The organism is Companilactobacillus mishanensis (assembly GCF_003946505.1).
Classification (GTDB): domain Bacteria; phylum Bacillota; class Bacilli; order Lactobacillales; family Lactobacillaceae; genus Companilactobacillus; species Companilactobacillus mishanensis.
Window position 1 is genome coordinate 105,721 of the sequence record NZ_RHON01000001.1, and the last position, 18,003, is coordinate 123,723.

Below are 18,003 nucleotides of genomic sequence, written 5' to 3' on the forward strand. Positions count from 1 at the left end.
GGTTCTATACATTTTGACTAAAAGTGTAAACTTCCTAACCTTGTGGGATAGGAAGTTTTTTGTTTACAAAAAATAATAATAAAAGAATTTTTAATCAGATCCTGTGAGGTCTCAAAGATTTATCGATGGACGAAAGTCTATCTTGAGGACTCCAGGACTGGCTGGAGTCCTTTTTATTTGGAGGAAAACAATGAAAAATATACTTTCTATGTCACAATTTTCGAATCAAGAAGTCTACGACCTTATCGATAGCGCAATGGGTTTCAAGGCCGGTGAAAAATCCGATGCTGGGATGAATAAATATGCGATGAACTTATTCTTTGAAAACAGCACCCGAACAAAATCCAGTTTTCAAGTAGCCGAAATGAATTTGGGTATGCGAGAAATTGCATTCGATGCTTCAACTTCTTCAACTACTAAAGGCGAAACATTGTATGATACGGTCAAAACTATCGAGAGTATCGGTGCTAGTGTTGCTGTAATACGTCACAGCGAAGATGAATTTTACAACGAATTGTTAAAACATGATTTAAACATTCATCTTATCAACGCTGGTGATGGTACTGGCCAACATCCCTCACAATCACTTTTAGACATGATGACTATTGCTGAACACTTTGGACAATTTGAAGGATTAAAAGTAGGTATTATTGGTGATTTGAGCCATTCACGTGTTGCCCATTCTAATGCTGAGATTTTAACTAGATTAGGTGCAGAGGTTAGTTTCGGTGGACTTGATTCTTGGTACACACCAGAATTTGCCGAAATCGGACCTCACATGGATGTTGATGATCTATGTCGTGAAATGGATGTTGTAATGTTACTCAGAGTTCAACACGAACGTCTTTCAGCTGATGAAAATAAAGCTTTTTCTAAAGAAGATTACTTCAAAGAATTTGGTTTGGACATGAGAAGAGTCGATATGATGAGAGAAGATGCCATGATCATGCATCCAGCTCCAGTCAACCGCGGAGTTGAAATTGCTGACGATGTTGTTGAATGTGACAAATCATATATTTTCAAGCAAATGCAAAATGGTGTATTCATGAGAATGGCAATGATCGAAGCAGTTCTAAAAGGAGAAGATACTTCAGATGAGAACATTAATACAAAACGCCAAGCTATATTACGATAATAAAATTTCAAAGCAAGATTTACTGATTGAAGATGGAAAGTTTTCGCAAGTGAAAGATTCTATCGAACCAAATGCAGATTCTGTTATTAACGCTGAAGGCAAGTTGGTGGCACCTGGGTTAGTCGACGTTCACGTTCATTTTAGAGAACCAGGTCAAACTCACAAAGAAACGATTCAAACTGGAACATTGGCTTCAGCACATGGTGGTTTTACGACTGTTGGAGCGATGCCTAATGTCACACCAGTGCCTGATGACGTTGAAAAATTTTCAAAACAGGTTGAACTGAATAACAGTGAGTCGTTGATCAATACCTTACAATATGCCCCAGTCACACTCGATGAGATCAGTACAGAGTTGAGTCCGATCGAGGATCTGGCGAAATTAGGTGCTTTTGCATTCTCGAATGATGGTCACGGAATTGACATCGCACAGACAATGTTCACTGCAATGGAACGAATTGCTGCTATCAATAGTCACTTATGTGCGCACGTTGAAGATCAGAGTTTATTCAATCATGGCGTGATCAATCGTAGTAAAATATCCACAAGATTGGGATTACCTGCAATCAATCAAGCTGCAGAGACCTCACAATTGGCCAGAGATATTCTATTAGCAAAGGATACCGGGGTACATTATCATGTTTGCCACATTTCTACAGCAGACAGTGTCCAGTTGGTCAGATTAGCCAAAGATGCTGGTATTAATGTCACAGCTGAAGCTAGTCCACATCATTTGATTTTGAGTGATAAAAATATTCAAGCAGATGATGCAAATTTCAAAATGAATCCTCCATTAAGAACTGAAAATGATAGACTCGCCCTAGTTGAGGGCCTCAAAGATGGTACGATAGACATGGTTGCAACTGATCATGCTCCACATGCTAAAGATGAGAAGAATAAGGGATTCCTGAAGAGTGCATTTGGAATCACGGGAATCGAAACATCATTTCCACTCATGTACTCGAATTTCGTTGAGACTGGAATTATCAGTTTAGAATATCTTCTTGATTTGATGGCAACAAAACCGGCTGATGTATTCAATTTACGTAATGCTGGGAAAATTGAAATCGGTCGTCCAGCTGATTTCACAATTATTGATTTAGATTCTACATATGAGATAAAAGAACAGGATTTTCTATCCAAAGGTGTTAACAGTCCGTTCATCGGTGATGAGGTAAATGGATTGATCGAAAAGACTTTCGTAGCCGGAAAGTGCGTATACGAAAAGAAATAGGAGAAATGTATGACAAAGCCAGTTATTGTTGCGTTAGATTTTGCAGATGATTTTGAATGTATTGAATTTTTGAGCCAGTTTCCTAAAGACACAGATCTATTTTTGAAAATTGGTCTCGAAATGTTCTGTCAATTTGGGTATCCATTTGTTAGAAGTTTGAGAAATAGAGGTTACAAAATTTTCTTGGATTTAAAACTTCATGATATTCCTAACACGGTTAGAAGAACCTGTGAAATGATTGCTAAATGGGATGTGCAAATGTTGACCGTCCACGCCAGTGGTGGCTCAGAAATGATTGCTGCAGCCAAGGAAGGCTTAGCTAATAGTGATACCAAATTATTGGCGGTTACTCAGTTAACATCTTTAGGTCAGGATGAATTGGAAAACGAATTACAGATTCCACTACAATCACAGGATTATGTTACACATCTAGCAAAACTAGCATACGAAAACGGTGCTGACGGAGTTATTTCTTCAGCCTTAGAAGTACCTTTGATCAAAGAAGCAACTGGAAATGATTTTCTATGTGTGACACCAGGTATCAGACCAAAATCAGCACAAGTCGGTGACCAAAAACGTGTTGCTACACCTGCGAAGGCCAAAGAGTTAGGTAGTGATGCGATTGTCGTTGGACGTCCAATTACTCAAGCTGATGATGGATTCAATGCTTATAACGATATTTCTGAGGAGTGGAAATAATGGAAAATAAAAAAGTTGCTGAAAGTATTGCTAGTCAATTACTAAAAATCAAGGCGGTCAAGTTTAGTCCCAAGGAGCCATTCACATGGATCAGTGGTATTAAGTCACCGATTTATACAGATAATAGATTGACGATTGCTTACCCAGATTTCCGCCAACAAATCGCTAAGGACTTGGCTGATTTGATCAAAGAAAATTATCCTGAAGCCAATGTCATCAGTGGTGTTGCCACAGCTGGAATTCCACATTCAACGGGTGTTGCTAATATTTTGAATCTACCTTTGAATTATGTGCGTTCAAAGCCAAAGGGTCATGGGACTAAAAGACAAATTGAAGGTCGTTGCCAAAAAGGCGATAAGGTAGTAGTTATTGACGACTTGATCTCAACTGGTGGTAGTGTTTTACAAGCGGTTGATGTTATAAGAGATGCTGGTGCTGAAGTCGTTGGTACGGCAGCAATTTTTACCTATAATTTACCAGAAGCTGATAAAAATTTTGAAATGCATGAGACAACTTTAAAGACTTTGACGAATTATCCTGTCATGATAGAAATGGCCCAGAGTTTAGGTTATGTAGAGTCTGAAGATATGGATCTCTTACATCAATGGTATAAGGATCCTGAAGGCTGGTGTAAGTAATGGACTGGTATCAAATGGCACGTCCATTGATTTTTGCGGTCGATCCAGAAATCGACCATCATTTAGTTGCTAATGGTTTGAAGATATTTAATCGTCGTTCCAAATTGTTGAGTACGATGTTTTATTCGAAAAATCGTGAAAGTTTAGGAGTCGACGTAAAAGGAGTTCACTTCAGTTCTCCGATAGGAATTGCTGCTGGATTTGACAAAAATGGTCAGTTTTTCAATAGTTTAGGTGGATTAGGTGCCGGTTTCGTGGAAGTGGGTAGTGTTACTAGGAATCCACAAAATGGTAATCCTAAGAAAAGAATTTTTAGATTACCTGAAGATCAAGCTATTATCAATCGAATGGGATTGAATAACGATGGTGTTGAAGTCGTTAAAGAGCGTTTAGCTGATTGTAAACATGATACTGTGATTGGAATCAGTATCGCTCCAGGTCACGGTTTGACAACTGACCAAATGATTCAAGAAATGGTTGACGATGTTGAAATAATTCATGATCAAGCGGATTATGTCGCACTTAACCTCAGTTGCCCAAATCAAGTTGGAGTAATGAGCCTGCAAAAACCAGATATTTTGATCGATTTGCTGGGTAAAGTTAGTAATTTGATGATCGATGAACCTGTATTTTGTAAATTCAGTAGTGATTTGACATCTGACGAATTACTTTCAATATTGTCAGAAACCAGTCATTTAATGGATGGCGTTATCTTGTCAAACACAAGTACAAGTCGAGACAATTTACATTCTAAGAATAAATTTGAAAAGGGTGGACTCAGCGGTAAGCCACTTTTGAAGAAATCATTAGGACTGACCGAAGCTGTATTTGCTAAATATGGGGATGAATTACCAGTGATATTCTCCGGTGGAGTATTCACGACTGAGGATGCTCAGGCAGCATTAAATGCTGGAGCAGTTTTAGTACAAGTATATACAGGATTTATTTATAACGGACCATCTCAAATCGAACATATCAATCGAGGATTATCTGAAAATAAGATTCTCAAATTTGTTAAATAATGTTTTAGGGGACACAGTGATGTGTCTTTTTTGTTTTGCTGAATTTGTTAGTTATTGCTAAAATAGACGAATAATAAACGTGGGTTTCGAGGAGAAAATATGAGTGAAGTAACTTGTGATCAAACTAGAGCAATTAGTGACAGAATCATCTTTGATGGCGATATGAATGATAAGGGTACGTTATTTGGTGGGAAAACATTAAGTTTACTCGATGAAAATGCAGGTTTGGCGGCTTTTAAGTACACGAATGCTAAAGTTGTGACTGCAAGTTATGATCACATGAATTTTTGGAGTCCTATCACTCCCCGTGATTATATTCGCCTTCAATCTTATGTTACTGGGGCAGCTCATCGTGCAATTGAGGTATTCTCAAAAATTACTACCTATGATGTTGCCACTAAACAACCAATAATTGCTTTTACTAGTTTTTGTACAATGGTCACCCTCAAAGAATTCGGTGAAGTTGATTTTGACACTATTGTGCCCGAAACTGATGAAGAGAAATATCTCTGTTCTGGTTGGTCTGAGCGAGTTCAAGAAAGACGTATCGCACATCAAAATCGTCATGAATTTTTAAACCATTTAGAATTATAAAGTGTAGCCAGCGGATGCTGGCTTTTTTAATTTCCACAATGTAAGCGGTGTTACAATCAATAATATAAGGAAAGGAAGTAGTTTTTATGGATGAAGCAGAAAAGCTAAATATTTTATCAAAACTGGTATCGATCAAATCAGTTAATGATAATGAAAAAGATGTTGCTGAGTATATCAAAGGACTTTTTAATGATCACGGAATTTTCTCTGAAATAATCCCATATAAGGGTAATCGAGCTAACTTGGTAGCTGAAATTGGTGACGGTGATAAGATTTTGGCATTTTCTGGCCATATGGATACCGTCATGGCTGGAGATGGCTGGACATATGATCCATTTAAGCTGACCGAGAAGGGCAATGAATTGTATGGACGTGGTGCGACTGATATGAAATCTGGATTAGCTGCCATGGTCATTGCAATGATTGAACTGAAAGAGAGTGGCGTGAAACTAAATGGTCGAGTTCGCTTGCTAGCCACAATTGCTGAAGAAGTGGGTGAATACGGTGCCAAGCAATTGACTGATGAAGGTTATATGAAAGATGTAGATGCACTAGTAATTGGTGAACCTTCTGCATATTATCTTGTATACACACATATGGGTTCATTAGATATTCGAGTAACTTCGACTGGAAAGGCAGCACATTCTTCGATGCCAGATGAAGGATTCAATGCAATCGAACCCTTACTGAAATTCCTCGAACAAGCCACAGATACATTTAAGAATACTGGTGCAAGTGATCCAGAATTGGGCGACTTTATTTTTAACATCACGACCATTGAAGGTGGTACTCAAGTCAATGCCATCCCTGGATCTGCACAGGCAGAAATGAATTTCAGAACGGTACCAGATTATGATAATGAAAAAGTTTTGACGAAAGTTAATGGAATTATCAACGATATCAATAAGCAAAGTGACAATGATTTGAAATTAGAAATAATGATGAATTTACCAAGTGTTAAAGCAGGTAAGAATTCTGAAATAATTAAGCTTACTGAGTCTATTACCAAGAAATACTTTGGTGATAACGTCCAAAGGGTTGGTATTGCCGGTACCACTGATGCGGCCATGTTCTTGGATGGGAAGCCTGATGACTATGATATGGTCATTTCTGGACCTGGTAATGCTACTATGCATAAAATTGATGAGTCTGTTCCTAAAGATATGTACTTGAATTTTATTGATATATATAAGGAGATAGCAAGTCGTTATTTGAACTGATCTGCCACTTCATCCGTCTAAAATGGTCCGGGATATTTTTTGTTTGTTGAAATATACGAGAAGGTTGAAAACTTTTGTTTTCAGCTTTTTTTGTGTAGAGTATATTTATTAAATAAATTAATTGGAATAAAAAGTATGTGATTTTATAAATTACTTTGACACGCAAAGTAATTGGTGTTACATTTATATCATCGAAAAGCAAAGAAGTGATGAGATGAAAACTGATATTTCTAAAGATATTATTCGTGGTCATACCAATACCATCGTTTTGAACATTCTGAGTCAGGGCGATAACTATGGTTATGAAATATCGAAAACTGTAAAAAAATTAAGTGACAATCAATATGAATTGAATGAAGCTACTCTCTATACGGTTTTTAGGCGTTTAGAAAAAAATGGTGATATTAGTAGTTACTGGGGTGATGAATCTCAGGGTGGACGAAGAAAATATTATCGAATTACTGATCAAGGTAAAGAAACGCTTGATAGCAAAATCAAAGAATGGAATTTTGCCAAGGTCATTATTGATCACTTAATAGTTGGAAGGATTGATGATACAAATGAATAACGAAATCAATAAATTAATTTCAGATAAATTAGCAGATATTTTTGATTCATATGAATCAACTCCAGATTTGAAGGAACTTTCTGATGAACTTCAATCTGATCTTTTAGCTTCGGCTGAGGACAAGGTTAAAGCTGGCTCAACTCCTGAGCAAGCTGTTGATAATGCTTTTGATAATTTCGGAGATATTGACGACTTGATTGATCAAATCAATGAAAACAGTGACAAACATCATGGTTCTAAAAAATCCTATAAATTAGATATTGATGATAATGGTGTCCGTATCAATGATGGCAAACTTTTAAATATTGACGATCATGGCGTGTCGATCAACCAAGGTAAGTTTTTTAAAGCTGACAACAATGGCGTTAAATTAGGCAAACTTACTATTGATAGTGATGGAATCAGAACGGAAGATAAGCCTTCCAAGGAATCAAAAGAGGATTATTTCGATAACTTTGACAATCAGTTTGATGCTTCAGTAAACACTGAGGTTTATGTTGAATCATTGAATTTGGTCAATAAAAGGGAATTCAGCGCCGATGAGATAGACAATATTGATGTTGATTATAGTCAGGTCAAATTAACAATTTTGCCATCTAAAACTGACAAAATTGTATTGAGAGAATACATGTCTCGAGATAATGATAAATATTATGCTCAAATTGGAGTAGTGGATGATGATTTAACAATCAAAAATGGAGCTTATCCGAAGTTTCTTCCATTAAGAGTCAGAGTTCAATTGTTACTTCCAAAAGAATTTATTGGTCGTTTACGTTTGCTCAATTATTCAGGAAACATTGTAATGTCGGGAATCACAGGACTTGAAGGTGTTAAAGCAACTCTACATAGTGGTAGTTTCAAGGCAGAGAATATTGAAGTGGACAATTTGGCTGTTAAAGCTAAGTCAGGTTCTGTTCGTCTAAATAATGTTAAAGCAACTGATTTGTTAAAAATGAATGTTCATTCTGGATCTATTAAGTTTGATAAGTTATTCAGTAATGAAATTGATTTAGATGCTCATAGTGGATCAATCCATGGTCATGCGTTTAATGGAGCTGGTAAGATAAATCTCCATTCGGGATCCTTAGTCATGAGCGTTCATGAACTAACAGATGATGTTAATATCAGCTCAAAAAGTGGTTTGGTAAAATTGGATACTAGTCTTTTGGATAATTTTAAATTTGATTTATCTGCCAAATCAGGGACAGTTAAAGTTCCAAGTTTTGCTGTACTTGATCATGATGTCCAGTCTTACAAAGATGGAAGCATTGGATCTGATCCACTACACTCAATAATTGTGAAAGCTGCTTCTGGAGCAATTAATATGAAATAAATGATTTTATATTATTAGTAAACTCTTAACGTAACACACTTTCATTAAAGAAATTCTCATGGTAGTATTGTGTTTTTTGTAAATAACCATTATTCTAATAACATTGTAAGGTTAGGGGAGAGAATAATGGAAATTGCAAAAAGAAGATGGAGAATGCCGTCAGCGTTCACCATTTTATTTTTCCTATTAATTGTCGTTGCAATTTTGACATGGATAATTCCAGCTGGTCAATATGAGACGACTAAGGCAGGGAACGTTATTTCTGGTACATACAAAAGTATTGCAAGTAATCCCCAAGGATTATGGAATATTTTTGAGGCTCCAGTAAATGGTATGGTCGGTACTAAAACGACTGATGGAGCAATATCAGTTTCGCTGTTTATTTTGGTTATCGGTGGTTTCTTGGGAGTCACGACTGAAACCAGAATGTTAGACGATGGGATCGGGTCTATCGTTAAAAAATATGCCGGTCAAGAAAAAATTCTGATTCCATTTTTGATGACATTGTTTGCTATTGGGGGAACAACTTTTGGTATGGGTGAAGAAACCATCGCTTTTGTGCCAATTTTAATCCCTATTATTGTCAGTGTCGGGTACGATACCATTACAGCGGTGTCGATATCTTTGATTGGTTCGCAAATTGGCTGTATGGCTTCGACCGTCAACCCATTTGCAACTGGTGTAGCTTCAGAAACCATTCATATATCACCTGGTGATGGAATTTTTCCCAGATTGATATTCTTAGTTTTGACGTTGATCATTTCTGTGATTTTTGTCATGCACTATGCTTCAAAGGTAAAAAATGATCCTTCTAAATCATATGTTTTCGCACGTCGCCAAAAGAACTTGGAAGAATTCGGTAATAGAAGTGAGAAAATTGCTGATAAATTAACTGGTCGTCAAAAGGCTGTTCTAGTAGTATTTATTTTGACCTTTGTCGTGATGATAACTAGTTTGATTCCTTGGACCAGTTTAAATAAGAATTTGACGTTCTTTGAACATTTGAATCATTCAATTACTCATACGCCATTCTTAGGAGCGTTTGTTGGGAAAAGTTTGATTCCACTTGGTAATTGGTATTTTACTGAAATTACTACTTTATTTATTATTGGTTCTATATTAATTATGTTTATTTTCCATATGCGTGAAGTTGATTTTATCAGTAGTTTCTTGACTGGTATGCAAGACTTCATTAGTGTGGCAATGATCGTTGCAGTTGCTCGTGGTGTCCAAGTTATTATGAATGATGGTAATATCACAGCTACAGTATTGCACGCTGGAGAAATTGGACTACATGGATTATCCTCATCTATTTTCATCATTTTGACATATATATTCTATATTCCAATGTCATTTTTGATTCCATCTAGTTCAGGTTGTGCAGCTGCCACAATGGGTATCATGGGACCTCTAGGAAGGTTTTCTGGAGTCAGTGGTTCATTGGTAGTTACTGCATTTCAATCAGCCTCAGGCTTTGTTAATTTGATTACACCAACTTCTGCAATTGTTATGGGATCTTTGGCAGTTGGTCATATCAGCATTGTCACTTGGGTCAAATATATTTGGAAACTATTAGCAATTTTATTTGTATTTACTTGTGTATTTTTAGCAGTTTGTTCAATTTTTAAATTATAATCAGTTAACAACTTTGTGTTAGTTAGCTATATGTTATACACTATGAATAACATAAAAAGTAAAGACTAGACTATTATTGTGTCTAGTCTTTTTTTGAGGAGTTATATACTAAATGAATTATGTAATGGGAATTGATCTTGGAACCAGTTCTGTAAAAGTTTCAGTAATGAATAAAGAAGGAGACATAGTATCACAGGAAAGTTCAGATTTGTCTGTCGATCAGGAGCAACCTGGATATTCCGAACAGGATCCAGAAGAATGGGTCACTGCCACCACAGTTGCGATCGTCAACTTAGCATTAAAAGATCATATTGATTTAAATGATGTTGAAGGTGTAAGTTTCTCTGGTCAAATGCATGGACTAGTATTAATGGATAAACATAATGCTGTTTTACGTCCAGCAATTCTATGGGATGACACACGTACAACTGAACAATGTAAAGAAATTATGGATATTTGTGGTGACGACTTTTTAAAGATCACTCGCAATAGACCTTTAGAAGGATTTACTTTACCAAAAATATTATGGGTCAAAGAAAATGAGCCAAAGATTTTTGCGCAAGCTAAAACTTTCTTACTACCAAAAGACTATCTACGTTTCAGAATGACTGGAGATATCAGCATGGAATATTCAGATGCTGCCGGAACAGTCTTATTAGATGTAGAAAACAAAACTTGGAGCAAAGAAATTTGTGACAAATTAGGACTTAACATTGATATTTGTCCTAAATTAGTAAGTTCCATCGATGAAGTCGGCAAAATTAGTGAACATTACTCTAAATTCTCAGGGATGTCGATGAACACTCGTGTGATTGCCGGCGCTGCAGATAATGCTGCTGGTGCAATCGGTGCAGGTATCATGGATGAGAGTAAAGTCATGATAAGTACTGGTACCTCTGGAGTTGTCCTCAAACATGAAGACAGCATTCGTGATTATGGTGGAAAGTTGCATTTTTTCAATCACGCTATTCCAGATAAATATTATTCGATGGGTGTGACACTTGCAGCGGGACACAGTTTGTCATGGCTTCACGATAATTTTGGTGAGTCAATGAGTATGGAAGAGTTTGTCAAATTAGCCGGTGAGTCACAAGTTGGTGCACATGGACTATTATTCACTCCTTATATTGTTGGTGAACGTACACCTTATGCTGATAGTAAGATTCGTGGAAGTTTCATCGGAGTTTCAAGTAAAAATAATAAAGCTGATTTTGTACGAGCAGTACTTGAGGGTGTTATTTTCTCATACGAAGATATCTTGAAGATCTATCATGAGCATGGTGAAAAATTTGACACAGTTTATTCAATCGGTGGTGGAGCAAAGAGCCCACTATGGTTGCAGATTCAAGCTAATGTCTTTAATACAAAAGTATCGACAATCGAAAATGAACAAGGACCAGGACTCGGAGCAGCCATGATAGCTGCTGTTGGGGTAAAATGGTTTAGTGATCTTCATGAGTGTGCAGATAAATTTATCAAAAAAGGTAAGAGCTATTGGCCTGAGCCAGAAAAAGCTGACCGATACAAAGAGCTATATAAAATTTATTCTCAAATATATGCACAAACTAAAGAAATGAATCATGAACTGATTGATTTTAGAAATAATGACTAGACTAAAGGGTTGAGAGTGAAATTCTCAACTTTTTTTCTTGTTACACATTAAAGTGGAGTGAAATTCATGTTGAACGTCAGGCAAATAAGAGTCAATTGGAGCAAAGATAAACTACAAAAACTTATCGATGCTGCGGTTAATCAAGAAATATTTAGCTTCTTCGAATCAAGTGATGAACAAACTAAGTGGATCGGAATAGGGAGTACGAGTAGGATCAATCCCGATTCTGTTCAAAATTCTTTTGATGTAGTTCGTGATTGGTTTTTAAATATACAGAAACAACTACCAAAGAAAACTGATTTAAATAGTATTGCAGTTATCGGTGGATTTTCGTTTTACCAATTCTCTGAAAAATCAAAGTTTTGGCAAAACTGGTCTGGTGGTGTATTTGTATTACCTAGAATAATCATCAAAATATCGAGTGATAAAGTTGTTATTTCAGAGATTAGAGAACACGGATTTTCTGGCGATAAGCTTGAAGATGCCCTCGACAAAATTATGCGTATGGATGGATCTAGTTCGACTCTACGATCTTTTACAAAACGAAATGATTCACCAGATTGGGCAAAGACAGTTGACGAACTTGCTGGAAAAATTTCTCAAGATGAAATTTTGAAAAAGGTTGTATTGGGGCGTTTTTCTGAGGGAATATTAGATGGACAAATTGATTCTAATAAGTTGTTGAAGGGTCTGCAGGCACTTAATCGCAATACGTATCATTTTATTTTGAAAATAAAAGACCAAATGTTTGTGAGCGCCACACCAGAAAGGCTTTTCAAGCTTGAAGACAAAGATTTCTCCACAGCTGCTGTAGCAGGAACAATCAAGCGTGGTGACAGTCAACTTTCTGATGATAAATTGTCTTTAGAATTGTATAAAGATGAAAAAAATCGTGCTGAGCATAGTATTGTTGCGACTGAAATACTTTCAAAAATAAAATCTTTTAGTGATGATATTGAAAGTTCAAAAGTTCCGATGATATTAAAGAATCAAACGGTCCAACACTTATATACTCCGATAAATGCAAAGATAAATACTGACAAAAATGTTTTCGATTTGATCAAGATAATGCATCCAACGCCAGCATTAGGTGGCTTTCCCACTAAGCAAGCATTGGAGTTGATCACACAACTTGAGACACGTAAGCGAGTTATGTTTGGTGCACCGATCGGATATATCACTCTATCAGGTAATGCAGAATTGATTGTTGGCATAAGATCAATGTACATAAACAAAAATAATTTTTTAATATTTGCTGGAGCAGGGATCATGCCTGATTCAGTTGGCAGTTCCGAGTTTGCAGAAACGGAGCTAAAATTACAACCGATGTTGAAGCTATTACAATATTTGGAGGGTAAATAATGAACGACGTAATGACCACTAATATCAAGATTTTTTTACTGTCATTATTTGAACAAGGTGTTAAGAATTTTGTCGTCTCACCCGGTTCTCGTTCCACACCAGTGGTACTTTTGTTGGCAGAATTAGCCACTCAAAGAAGTGAAATAAACATATACATCGATGTCGATGAACGAAGCGCCAGCTTTTTTGGGCTGGGATTAGCTAAGAAAAACAAGATTCCAGTCGGTTTGATTTGTACTTCTGGGACTGCTGCAACAGAATATGCTTCCGCCGTAGCTGAGGCAAAATTATCACATATTCCTTTAGTCGTAATAACTAGTGATCGACCTGCCGAGCTATCTAACATTGGTGCTCCACAAGCAATCAACCAAAATGATCTCTATCATGGAAATACGAAATATTTTGTTAACCTAAATTTGCAAGATGATTCTGAACAAACGTCGAAATATGATGAGTTTGAGTCACAGAGAACAGTTGCACGATCTTTGGATTACCCAAGGGGTCCAGTCCAAATCAATTTACCTTTAAGAAAGCCATTGATGCCAATTTTGGATAGTGAAGATCCACTTGTTTCCAAAATTAATTTCAATTCTGCTAACTATTCGTCAGTTGTTACAGATTATAAGCAGATTTTGGCTGATAAAAAGGTATTGATAATCGCTGGTCCCGAGGAACTAGATTATCATTCAGACTTGCTGGCATTAGCTGAAAGCCAAAATTGGCCAATTATGGCAGATGTACTTTCAAACACTAGAAATGGTAGCAAATACGTTATCAACAATGGCGATTTGATTATAAAGACTGGTACTAAAGAGATTTTAGATTACGTCAAACCGGATGTGATTTTGAGATTTGGCGGTACGTTGGTTTCAGCCTCTATTTCCAATTGGTTAAAGGAAGTGTCTTCAAGTGCTGAAATTATATACGTTGGGGATCACGAATCAAATGATTATACGTTAAGTACAAACAACTTTGTTGCTGGTTCAGAAAAGTCATTTATCAAAAATATCATTAATTTGAATCTGAATAATTCTCCTGCATATCTTGAGAAATTGATAGAATTGAATAATTTTGCAGAACGGAAGAAGAATGAACTTCAAAACGACGAATTTAGTGAATTGAGTATTCCAAAAATTATCGATGATAATATCGCCAAATCAAGCAATATATTTTTGAGTAATAGTATGCCGATTCGTGACTTTGAAAATTATTATCTAGGAACGAAAACTCGAAGTATTTTTTGTAATAGAGGAGCCAATGGTATTGATGGGGTAGTTTCCACAGCAATGGCAACAGGTATTGGTAGTGAGGATAATGTCCTTTTTATTGGTGATCTTGCACTCTTCCACGATATGAACGGTTTAATGATGGCAAAAAGATACCAGATCCCAATGACCATCGTCGTAAGTAACAATAATGGTGGAGGGATATTCTCGTTTTTACCACAATCTAAGGCCACTGATTATTTTGAGACATTGTTCGGGACTCCTCAAGATTTGAAGATAGCTGATATTGCGACTCTGTATGGATTCGATTATTTTCAAGTTCCTGATAAACAGCAGGTAATCAATGCTCTGGATAACGATGCCAAACAAAAAATAATTGAAATTCAGTCGGATAGATCCATCAATGTGAAACAACATCGAATGTTGGAAACAAAATTTGGAAGTGAGATCAATCAGTTTGTTATCGATAAAAGTAAATAAGAATCTATATAACTACGAAGCAAATATTACTGATCCAAATCAAGAAGTTTACGTATTTTTGCATGGCTTCCTTGGTAGTAGTCATGATTTTGATCGAGTAACTGATGAGTCAAATTTCCAATGGTTAAAACTGAATCTATTAGGATTTGGTGAAAATCGAAATCAGGATGTGGATCAGGCTGATTTTGTACAAGCTAATCAGATAAATGAATTAGAAAGTATATTTGCAAAATTAAAATTAACGAGGATGAATTTGGTTGGTTATTCAATGGGTGGCCGAATCGCCATCGCATATGCTTTGAAGTATCAATCAAGATTGAACAAACTGATTTTGGAAAGTACCACCGCCGGTATCGAAGATAGTCAAGCTCGAAAAATACGACAGGATCATGATGCAAAACTAGCAGAAAAAGTATTAAAATTCGGTATGGAAGAGTTTATTGCATACTGGGAAAATATGCCGTTGTTCAAGACACAGAAAGACGTTAATGATACTAGTTTTGTGTTTATGCACAATCAGAGATTGCATCAAAATCATAATAATGTGGCATATTCCTTATTAAAAATGGGGACTGGTTCACAACCCAATTATTGGCCAACAGTTTCCAATCTGGGTGGTTTAAAGGTATATATCATTGTGGGGGCAAAGGATTCCAAGTTTGTTCAAATTGGCGAGCGGTTATCTCAACACATAAACAATTCTCAAATTTTCATCGTTGAAAATGCTGGTCATAATGTTCATTTTGAATTACCGGAAGAGTTTAATAAAGTTATTATTCAATAATCATCAGTTTAATACGGTTGAAGCTTGTCTAATGTAATGAAAATGTTTGATTAATGCATTTGTCAAAAAATTATAAATTAAATTTAGTTTTCAAATAATTTATGTTTTTCGATGATAAATGTTAATATTAAACTACTGTTATATTTCATTAATTTTAAGGGGATTATTTATGATCAAGTTCATTGGTACTGATTTAGATGGTACCTTACTTAATAGCCATAGCCAGATTTCTGAGGAGAATTCGGTTGCGATCCGTAAGGCTGTTAACGCTGGAATAACATATGCAATTTGCTCAGGTAGGACTTTACAATCAGTTAAGGGCTTTTTTGAGAATGATTTGAAAACGAATGGTTACATGGTTTTATTAAATGGTGCAGTTATCTTTGATCCAGATGGCAACAAGATAAGTGACCGTCCAATGGCAACAAGCGTTGTCGATGAAATGTTGATGCGTTCTGAAAGAGATGGATTTAAGGTAGTTCTGGATGGTTTAGATTCGACATATGTGACTGATCCAGAATTAAGTGGTGCCACATATTATGAGGGAGTCAGTAAGTATAATGTGTTGATGGATTCAGTAGCTGATTTAAGAAAACTGAATAAGAAACCTGATTTTTCGATTTATAAAGTTTGTTTTAGTGCACATCCAGATAAATTATCTGAATTAAAAAAGAAAATTGAATCATTTACTTCACTGCCAGTTGTCATTAGTCGTTCAGGTGCAAGTTATTATGAGATAAATGCTCTTGATGTCACAAAAATGTCTGCTTTACAAAGAATTTCTGCAGTAACTGAAATTCCAATAACTGATTTTATGTGTTTCGGTGATTATGGTAATGATCTTGATATGCTAAAGGGTGTCGGATTTGGCGTAGCGATGGATAATGCAATCAGTGAAGTCAAAGAATCTGCTGATTATGTCACCAAGACTAACGATCAAAATGGTGTTGCTTGGATGATCGATAAAGTTTTGAAAAATGAAATAGTATAAAAAAAGTCGATACTCTTAAATTTTGAGTATCGACGTTTTTTATATAGATTGCATTTTATTATGCGGCGATGGCATTAAGATATTTAGTAAAATTGCAGTTATCGCGGCAATCGCAATAGGTGAGCCAAGTAGATATTGCAATAATTGTGGAGATTCTTTAATAACAGAATTTGGCAACAATACCAGCGCTAAGGTCAAGATTATTGGGAGTCCAATAATATAAATATCTCGATCAGTGGTATTCAGTCTTCGGATCACATTAAGTCCATTCAACATGATAGTTACACAAATGATGGCAAAGACTCCACCAATTACTGGTGCTGGAATTGCGGCTAAGAAGGCAGCAACTTTACTGAAGAATCCCAGAATAATGAACCATAATCCAGCAAAGAAAAAGACTCGCTTGCTAGCAACACCGGTAATGGTGATAACTCCGGCGTTAGTTGAATATCCGGTTACAGGAGTTGTACCAAGTAATGCAGCTACAAGACAGCTGATTCCTTCGCCAATAATTCCCATATTCCATTGCTTACTTGAAATTTTGTGATTAGTCACGGCACCCATTGCAAACCATGTTCCTGTGGTTTCGGTAGTAATCACAGCGTATATAATAATGAAAGTTACGATTGCCGAAAGTGAAAAATGGATTCCATAATGGAAAACAGTTTGTTGTGGAAGGCTGACCCAGGATGCGTCAGCAACGGTTTTCCAATCAAAAAGTCCCATCATTGTTGAGACAATCGTACCAACGGCTAACGCTAAAATGATTGATCCAGTTCTAAAGAATCGCTTAACACTAGGAAAACGCATGCTTATTCCAACTGCAACAAGTAGTGTCAGTGCTGTGACGGTAGCCAGAATCATATTATTATTGATATTGCCACTAGCTTCAAAAATATTATCGTTAAGTGCTGAAGGAATCAGTGAAAGTCCAACACAAGTTATAATAGTTCCTCCAACTAAAGCAGGCACCAATTTATTGATGATTTTTTGGAAGATTCCTGTCGCTCCCATAATTATCAAAATTACTGCTCCAACTAATAATGAGCCAATCAGTGTGCCCATTCCGTTTCCATTTACTCCACCTGATGCTAGAACCACACCGGCAGCAGCTCCCAATGGAACAAAAGAGGGACCCTGTGATACTGGCATTTTCATGAAGACATAAGTTTGTAGAATCGTTCCTATACCAGCAGCTAAGAAAGTGGACTGAAGCAGGCCCATTTGGCCAGATAGACTCATTGACATCATTCCGGCAAGTATTATTGGTGGTACGTAAATATCCATAGCTAGGACATGTTGGAGGCCCAAGAAACCTGATTCTGCCAAGCCTACTTTATCGTTTGGTCCTACCAAAAGATTGGTATTATTTTCGGACATTTTGGTTCTCCTTTTCATTTATTTATATAAATATTGAGAAGTGAGAACTTAGGTGAAAAATCCGCCTTGTCAGTGGAAAATACTGATAGG

Annotated in this window: 16 protein-coding genes; 15 read left to right on the forward strand and 1 reads right to left on the reverse strand. The window is 36.4% G+C overall.

All coding sequences use genetic code 11. The features are described from left to right. Window positions 1–190 precede the first annotated feature (190 nt). The 15 genes from EKM63_RS00540 to EKM63_RS00610 all read left to right on the forward strand — a co-directional run bounded on the left by EKM63_RS00540 (window position 191) and on the right by EKM63_RS00610 (window position 16,533). Window positions 191–1,135 (forward strand): aspartate carbamoyltransferase catalytic subunit, encoded by a 945-nt coding sequence (locus tag EKM63_RS00540; protein ID WP_125702655.1) that lies wholly within the window; start codon window positions 191–193, stop codon window positions 1,133–1,135. Beyond that, complete coding sequence (locus tag EKM63_RS00545) at window positions 1,095–2,369, forward strand: dihydroorotase (protein WP_125702657.1); 1,275 nt, start codon at window positions 1,095–1,097, stop codon at window positions 2,367–2,369. Before EKM63_RS00540 ends, EKM63_RS00545 begins: the two co-directional genes overlap by 41 nt. A 9-nt stretch (window positions 2,370–2,378) precedes the next feature. Beyond that, entirely contained in the window at window positions 2,379–3,068 is a 690-nt protein-coding gene (gene pyrF / locus EKM63_RS00550) for an orotidine-5'-phosphate decarboxylase (RefSeq protein ID WP_125702658.1), read from the forward strand. Further along, a complete protein-coding gene (pyrE, locus tag EKM63_RS00555) occupies window positions 3,068–3,706 on the forward strand; it encodes an orotate phosphoribosyltransferase (protein ID WP_125702660.1) in 639 nt (212 codons plus the stop codon). Before pyrF ends, pyrE begins: the two co-directional genes overlap by 1 nt. After that, the gene (locus EKM63_RS00560; RefSeq protein ID WP_125702663.1) at window positions 3,706–4,728 is read left to right on the forward strand and encodes a quinone-dependent dihydroorotate dehydrogenase; all 1,023 of its coding nucleotides are present in this window, start codon (window positions 3,706–3,708) and stop codon (window positions 4,726–4,728) included. Before pyrE ends, EKM63_RS00560 begins: the two co-directional genes overlap by 1 nt. Window positions 4,729–4,827: 99 nt before the next feature. Next, entirely contained in the window at window positions 4,828–5,322 is a 495-nt protein-coding gene (locus tag EKM63_RS00565; protein WP_125702664.1) for an acyl-CoA thioesterase, read from the forward strand. An 86-nt stretch (window positions 5,323–5,408) separates the two neighbouring features. Further along, entirely contained in the window at window positions 5,409–6,542 is a 1,134-nt protein-coding gene (locus EKM63_RS00570; protein ID WP_125702666.1) for an ArgE/DapE family deacylase, read from the forward strand. A gap of 214 nt (window positions 6,543–6,756) precedes the next feature. Next, complete coding sequence (locus EKM63_RS00575) at window positions 6,757–7,110, forward strand: PadR family transcriptional regulator (protein WP_125702668.1); 354 nt, start codon at window positions 6,757–6,759, stop codon at window positions 7,108–7,110. Next, entirely contained in the window at window positions 7,103–8,443 is a 1,341-nt protein-coding gene (locus EKM63_RS00580) for a DUF4097 family beta strand repeat-containing protein (protein ID WP_164504874.1), read from the forward strand. Before EKM63_RS00575 ends, EKM63_RS00580 begins: the two co-directional genes overlap by 8 nt. 126 nt (window positions 8,444–8,569) lie before the next feature. Then, window positions 8,570–10,078: a YfcC family protein gene (locus EKM63_RS00585; protein WP_125702672.1), complete on the forward strand. Its 1,509-nt coding sequence runs from the start codon at window positions 8,570–8,572 to the stop codon at window positions 10,076–10,078. 112 nt (window positions 10,079–10,190) lie between these two features. Next, window positions 10,191–11,690 carry a xylulokinase gene (xylB, locus tag EKM63_RS00590; protein ID WP_125702674.1) on the forward strand — a complete coding sequence of 500 codons (1,500 nt, stop codon included), beginning with the start codon at window positions 10,191–10,193 and terminating at the stop codon, window positions 11,688–11,690. A gap of 66 nt (window positions 11,691–11,756) precedes the next feature. Beyond that, complete coding sequence (locus EKM63_RS00595) at window positions 11,757–13,052, forward strand: isochorismate synthase (protein ID WP_125702676.1); 1,296 nt, start codon at window positions 11,757–11,759, stop codon at window positions 13,050–13,052. Next, window positions 13,052–14,758, forward strand: coding sequence for a 2-succinyl-5-enolpyruvyl-6-hydroxy-3-cyclohexene-1-carboxylic-acid synthase (menD, locus tag EKM63_RS00600; RefSeq protein WP_125702677.1), 1,707 nt, complete (start codon window positions 13,052–13,054; stop codon window positions 14,756–14,758). Before EKM63_RS00595 ends, menD begins: the two co-directional genes overlap by 1 nt. Next, complete coding sequence (menH, locus tag EKM63_RS00605; RefSeq protein ID WP_225418245.1) at window positions 14,721–15,542, forward strand: 2-succinyl-6-hydroxy-2,4-cyclohexadiene-1-carboxylate synthase; 822 nt, start codon at window positions 14,721–14,723, stop codon at window positions 15,540–15,542. Before menD ends, menH begins: the two co-directional genes overlap by 38 nt. Before the next feature lie 169 nt (window positions 15,543–15,711). Beyond that, window positions 15,712–16,533 carry a Cof-type HAD-IIB family hydrolase gene (locus EKM63_RS00610; protein ID WP_125702681.1) on the forward strand — a complete coding sequence of 274 codons (822 nt, stop codon included), beginning with the start codon at window positions 15,712–15,714 and terminating at the stop codon, window positions 16,531–16,533. A 39-nt stretch (window positions 16,534–16,572) separates the two neighbouring features. Here EKM63_RS00610 and EKM63_RS00615 read toward each other — a convergent pair whose 3' ends face one another. Beyond that, window positions 16,573–17,913: a uracil-xanthine permease family protein gene (locus EKM63_RS00615; RefSeq protein ID WP_125702683.1), complete on the reverse strand. Its 1,341-nt coding sequence runs from the start codon at window positions 17,911–17,913 to the stop codon at window positions 16,573–16,575. Between the last annotated feature and the right edge of the window lie 90 nt (window positions 17,914–18,003).

Coding starts and splice junctions, on each gene's coding strand:
- EKM63_RS00595 (WP_125702676.1), top strand. CDS start 11,757: ATGTTGAACGTCAGGCAAATAAGAGTCAATTGGAGCAAAGATAAACTA.
- EKM63_RS00570 (WP_125702666.1), top strand. CDS start 5,409: ATGGATGAAGCAGAAAAGCTAAATATTTTATCAAAACTGGTATCGATC.
- EKM63_RS00575 (WP_125702668.1), top strand. CDS start 6,757: ATGAAAACTGATATTTCTAAAGATATTATTCGTGGTCATACCAATACC.
- EKM63_RS00565 (WP_125702664.1), top strand. CDS start 4,828: ATGAGTGAAGTAACTTGTGATCAAACTAGAGCAATTAGTGACAGAATC.
- pyrE (WP_125702660.1), top strand. CDS start 3,068: ATGGAAAATAAAAAAGTTGCTGAAAGTATTGCTAGTCAATTACTAAAA.
- pyrF (WP_125702658.1), top strand. CDS start 2,379: ATGACAAAGCCAGTTATTGTTGCGTTAGATTTTGCAGATGATTTTGAA.
- EKM63_RS00545 (WP_125702657.1), top strand. CDS start 1,095: ATGAGAACATTAATACAAAACGCCAAGCTATATTACGATAATAAAATT.
- menD (WP_125702677.1), top strand. CDS start 13,052: ATGAACGACGTAATGACCACTAATATCAAGATTTTTTTACTGTCATTA.
- xylB (WP_125702674.1), top strand. CDS start 10,191: ATGAATTATGTAATGGGAATTGATCTTGGAACCAGTTCTGTAAAAGTT.
- EKM63_RS00540 (WP_125702655.1), top strand. CDS start 191: ATGAAAAATATACTTTCTATGTCACAATTTTCGAATCAAGAAGTCTAC.
- EKM63_RS00610 (WP_125702681.1), top strand. CDS start 15,712: ATGATCAAGTTCATTGGTACTGATTTAGATGGTACCTTACTTAATAGC.
- EKM63_RS00580 (WP_164504874.1), top strand. CDS start 7,103: ATGAATAACGAAATCAATAAATTAATTTCAGATAAATTAGCAGATATT.
- EKM63_RS00585 (WP_125702672.1), top strand. CDS start 8,570: ATGGAAATTGCAAAAAGAAGATGGAGAATGCCGTCAGCGTTCACCATT.
- EKM63_RS00560 (WP_125702663.1), top strand. CDS start 3,706: ATGGACTGGTATCAAATGGCACGTCCATTGATTTTTGCGGTCGATCCA.
- EKM63_RS00615 (WP_125702683.1), bottom strand. CDS start 17,913: ATGTCCGAAAATAATACCAATCTTTTGGTAGGACCAAACGATAAAGTA.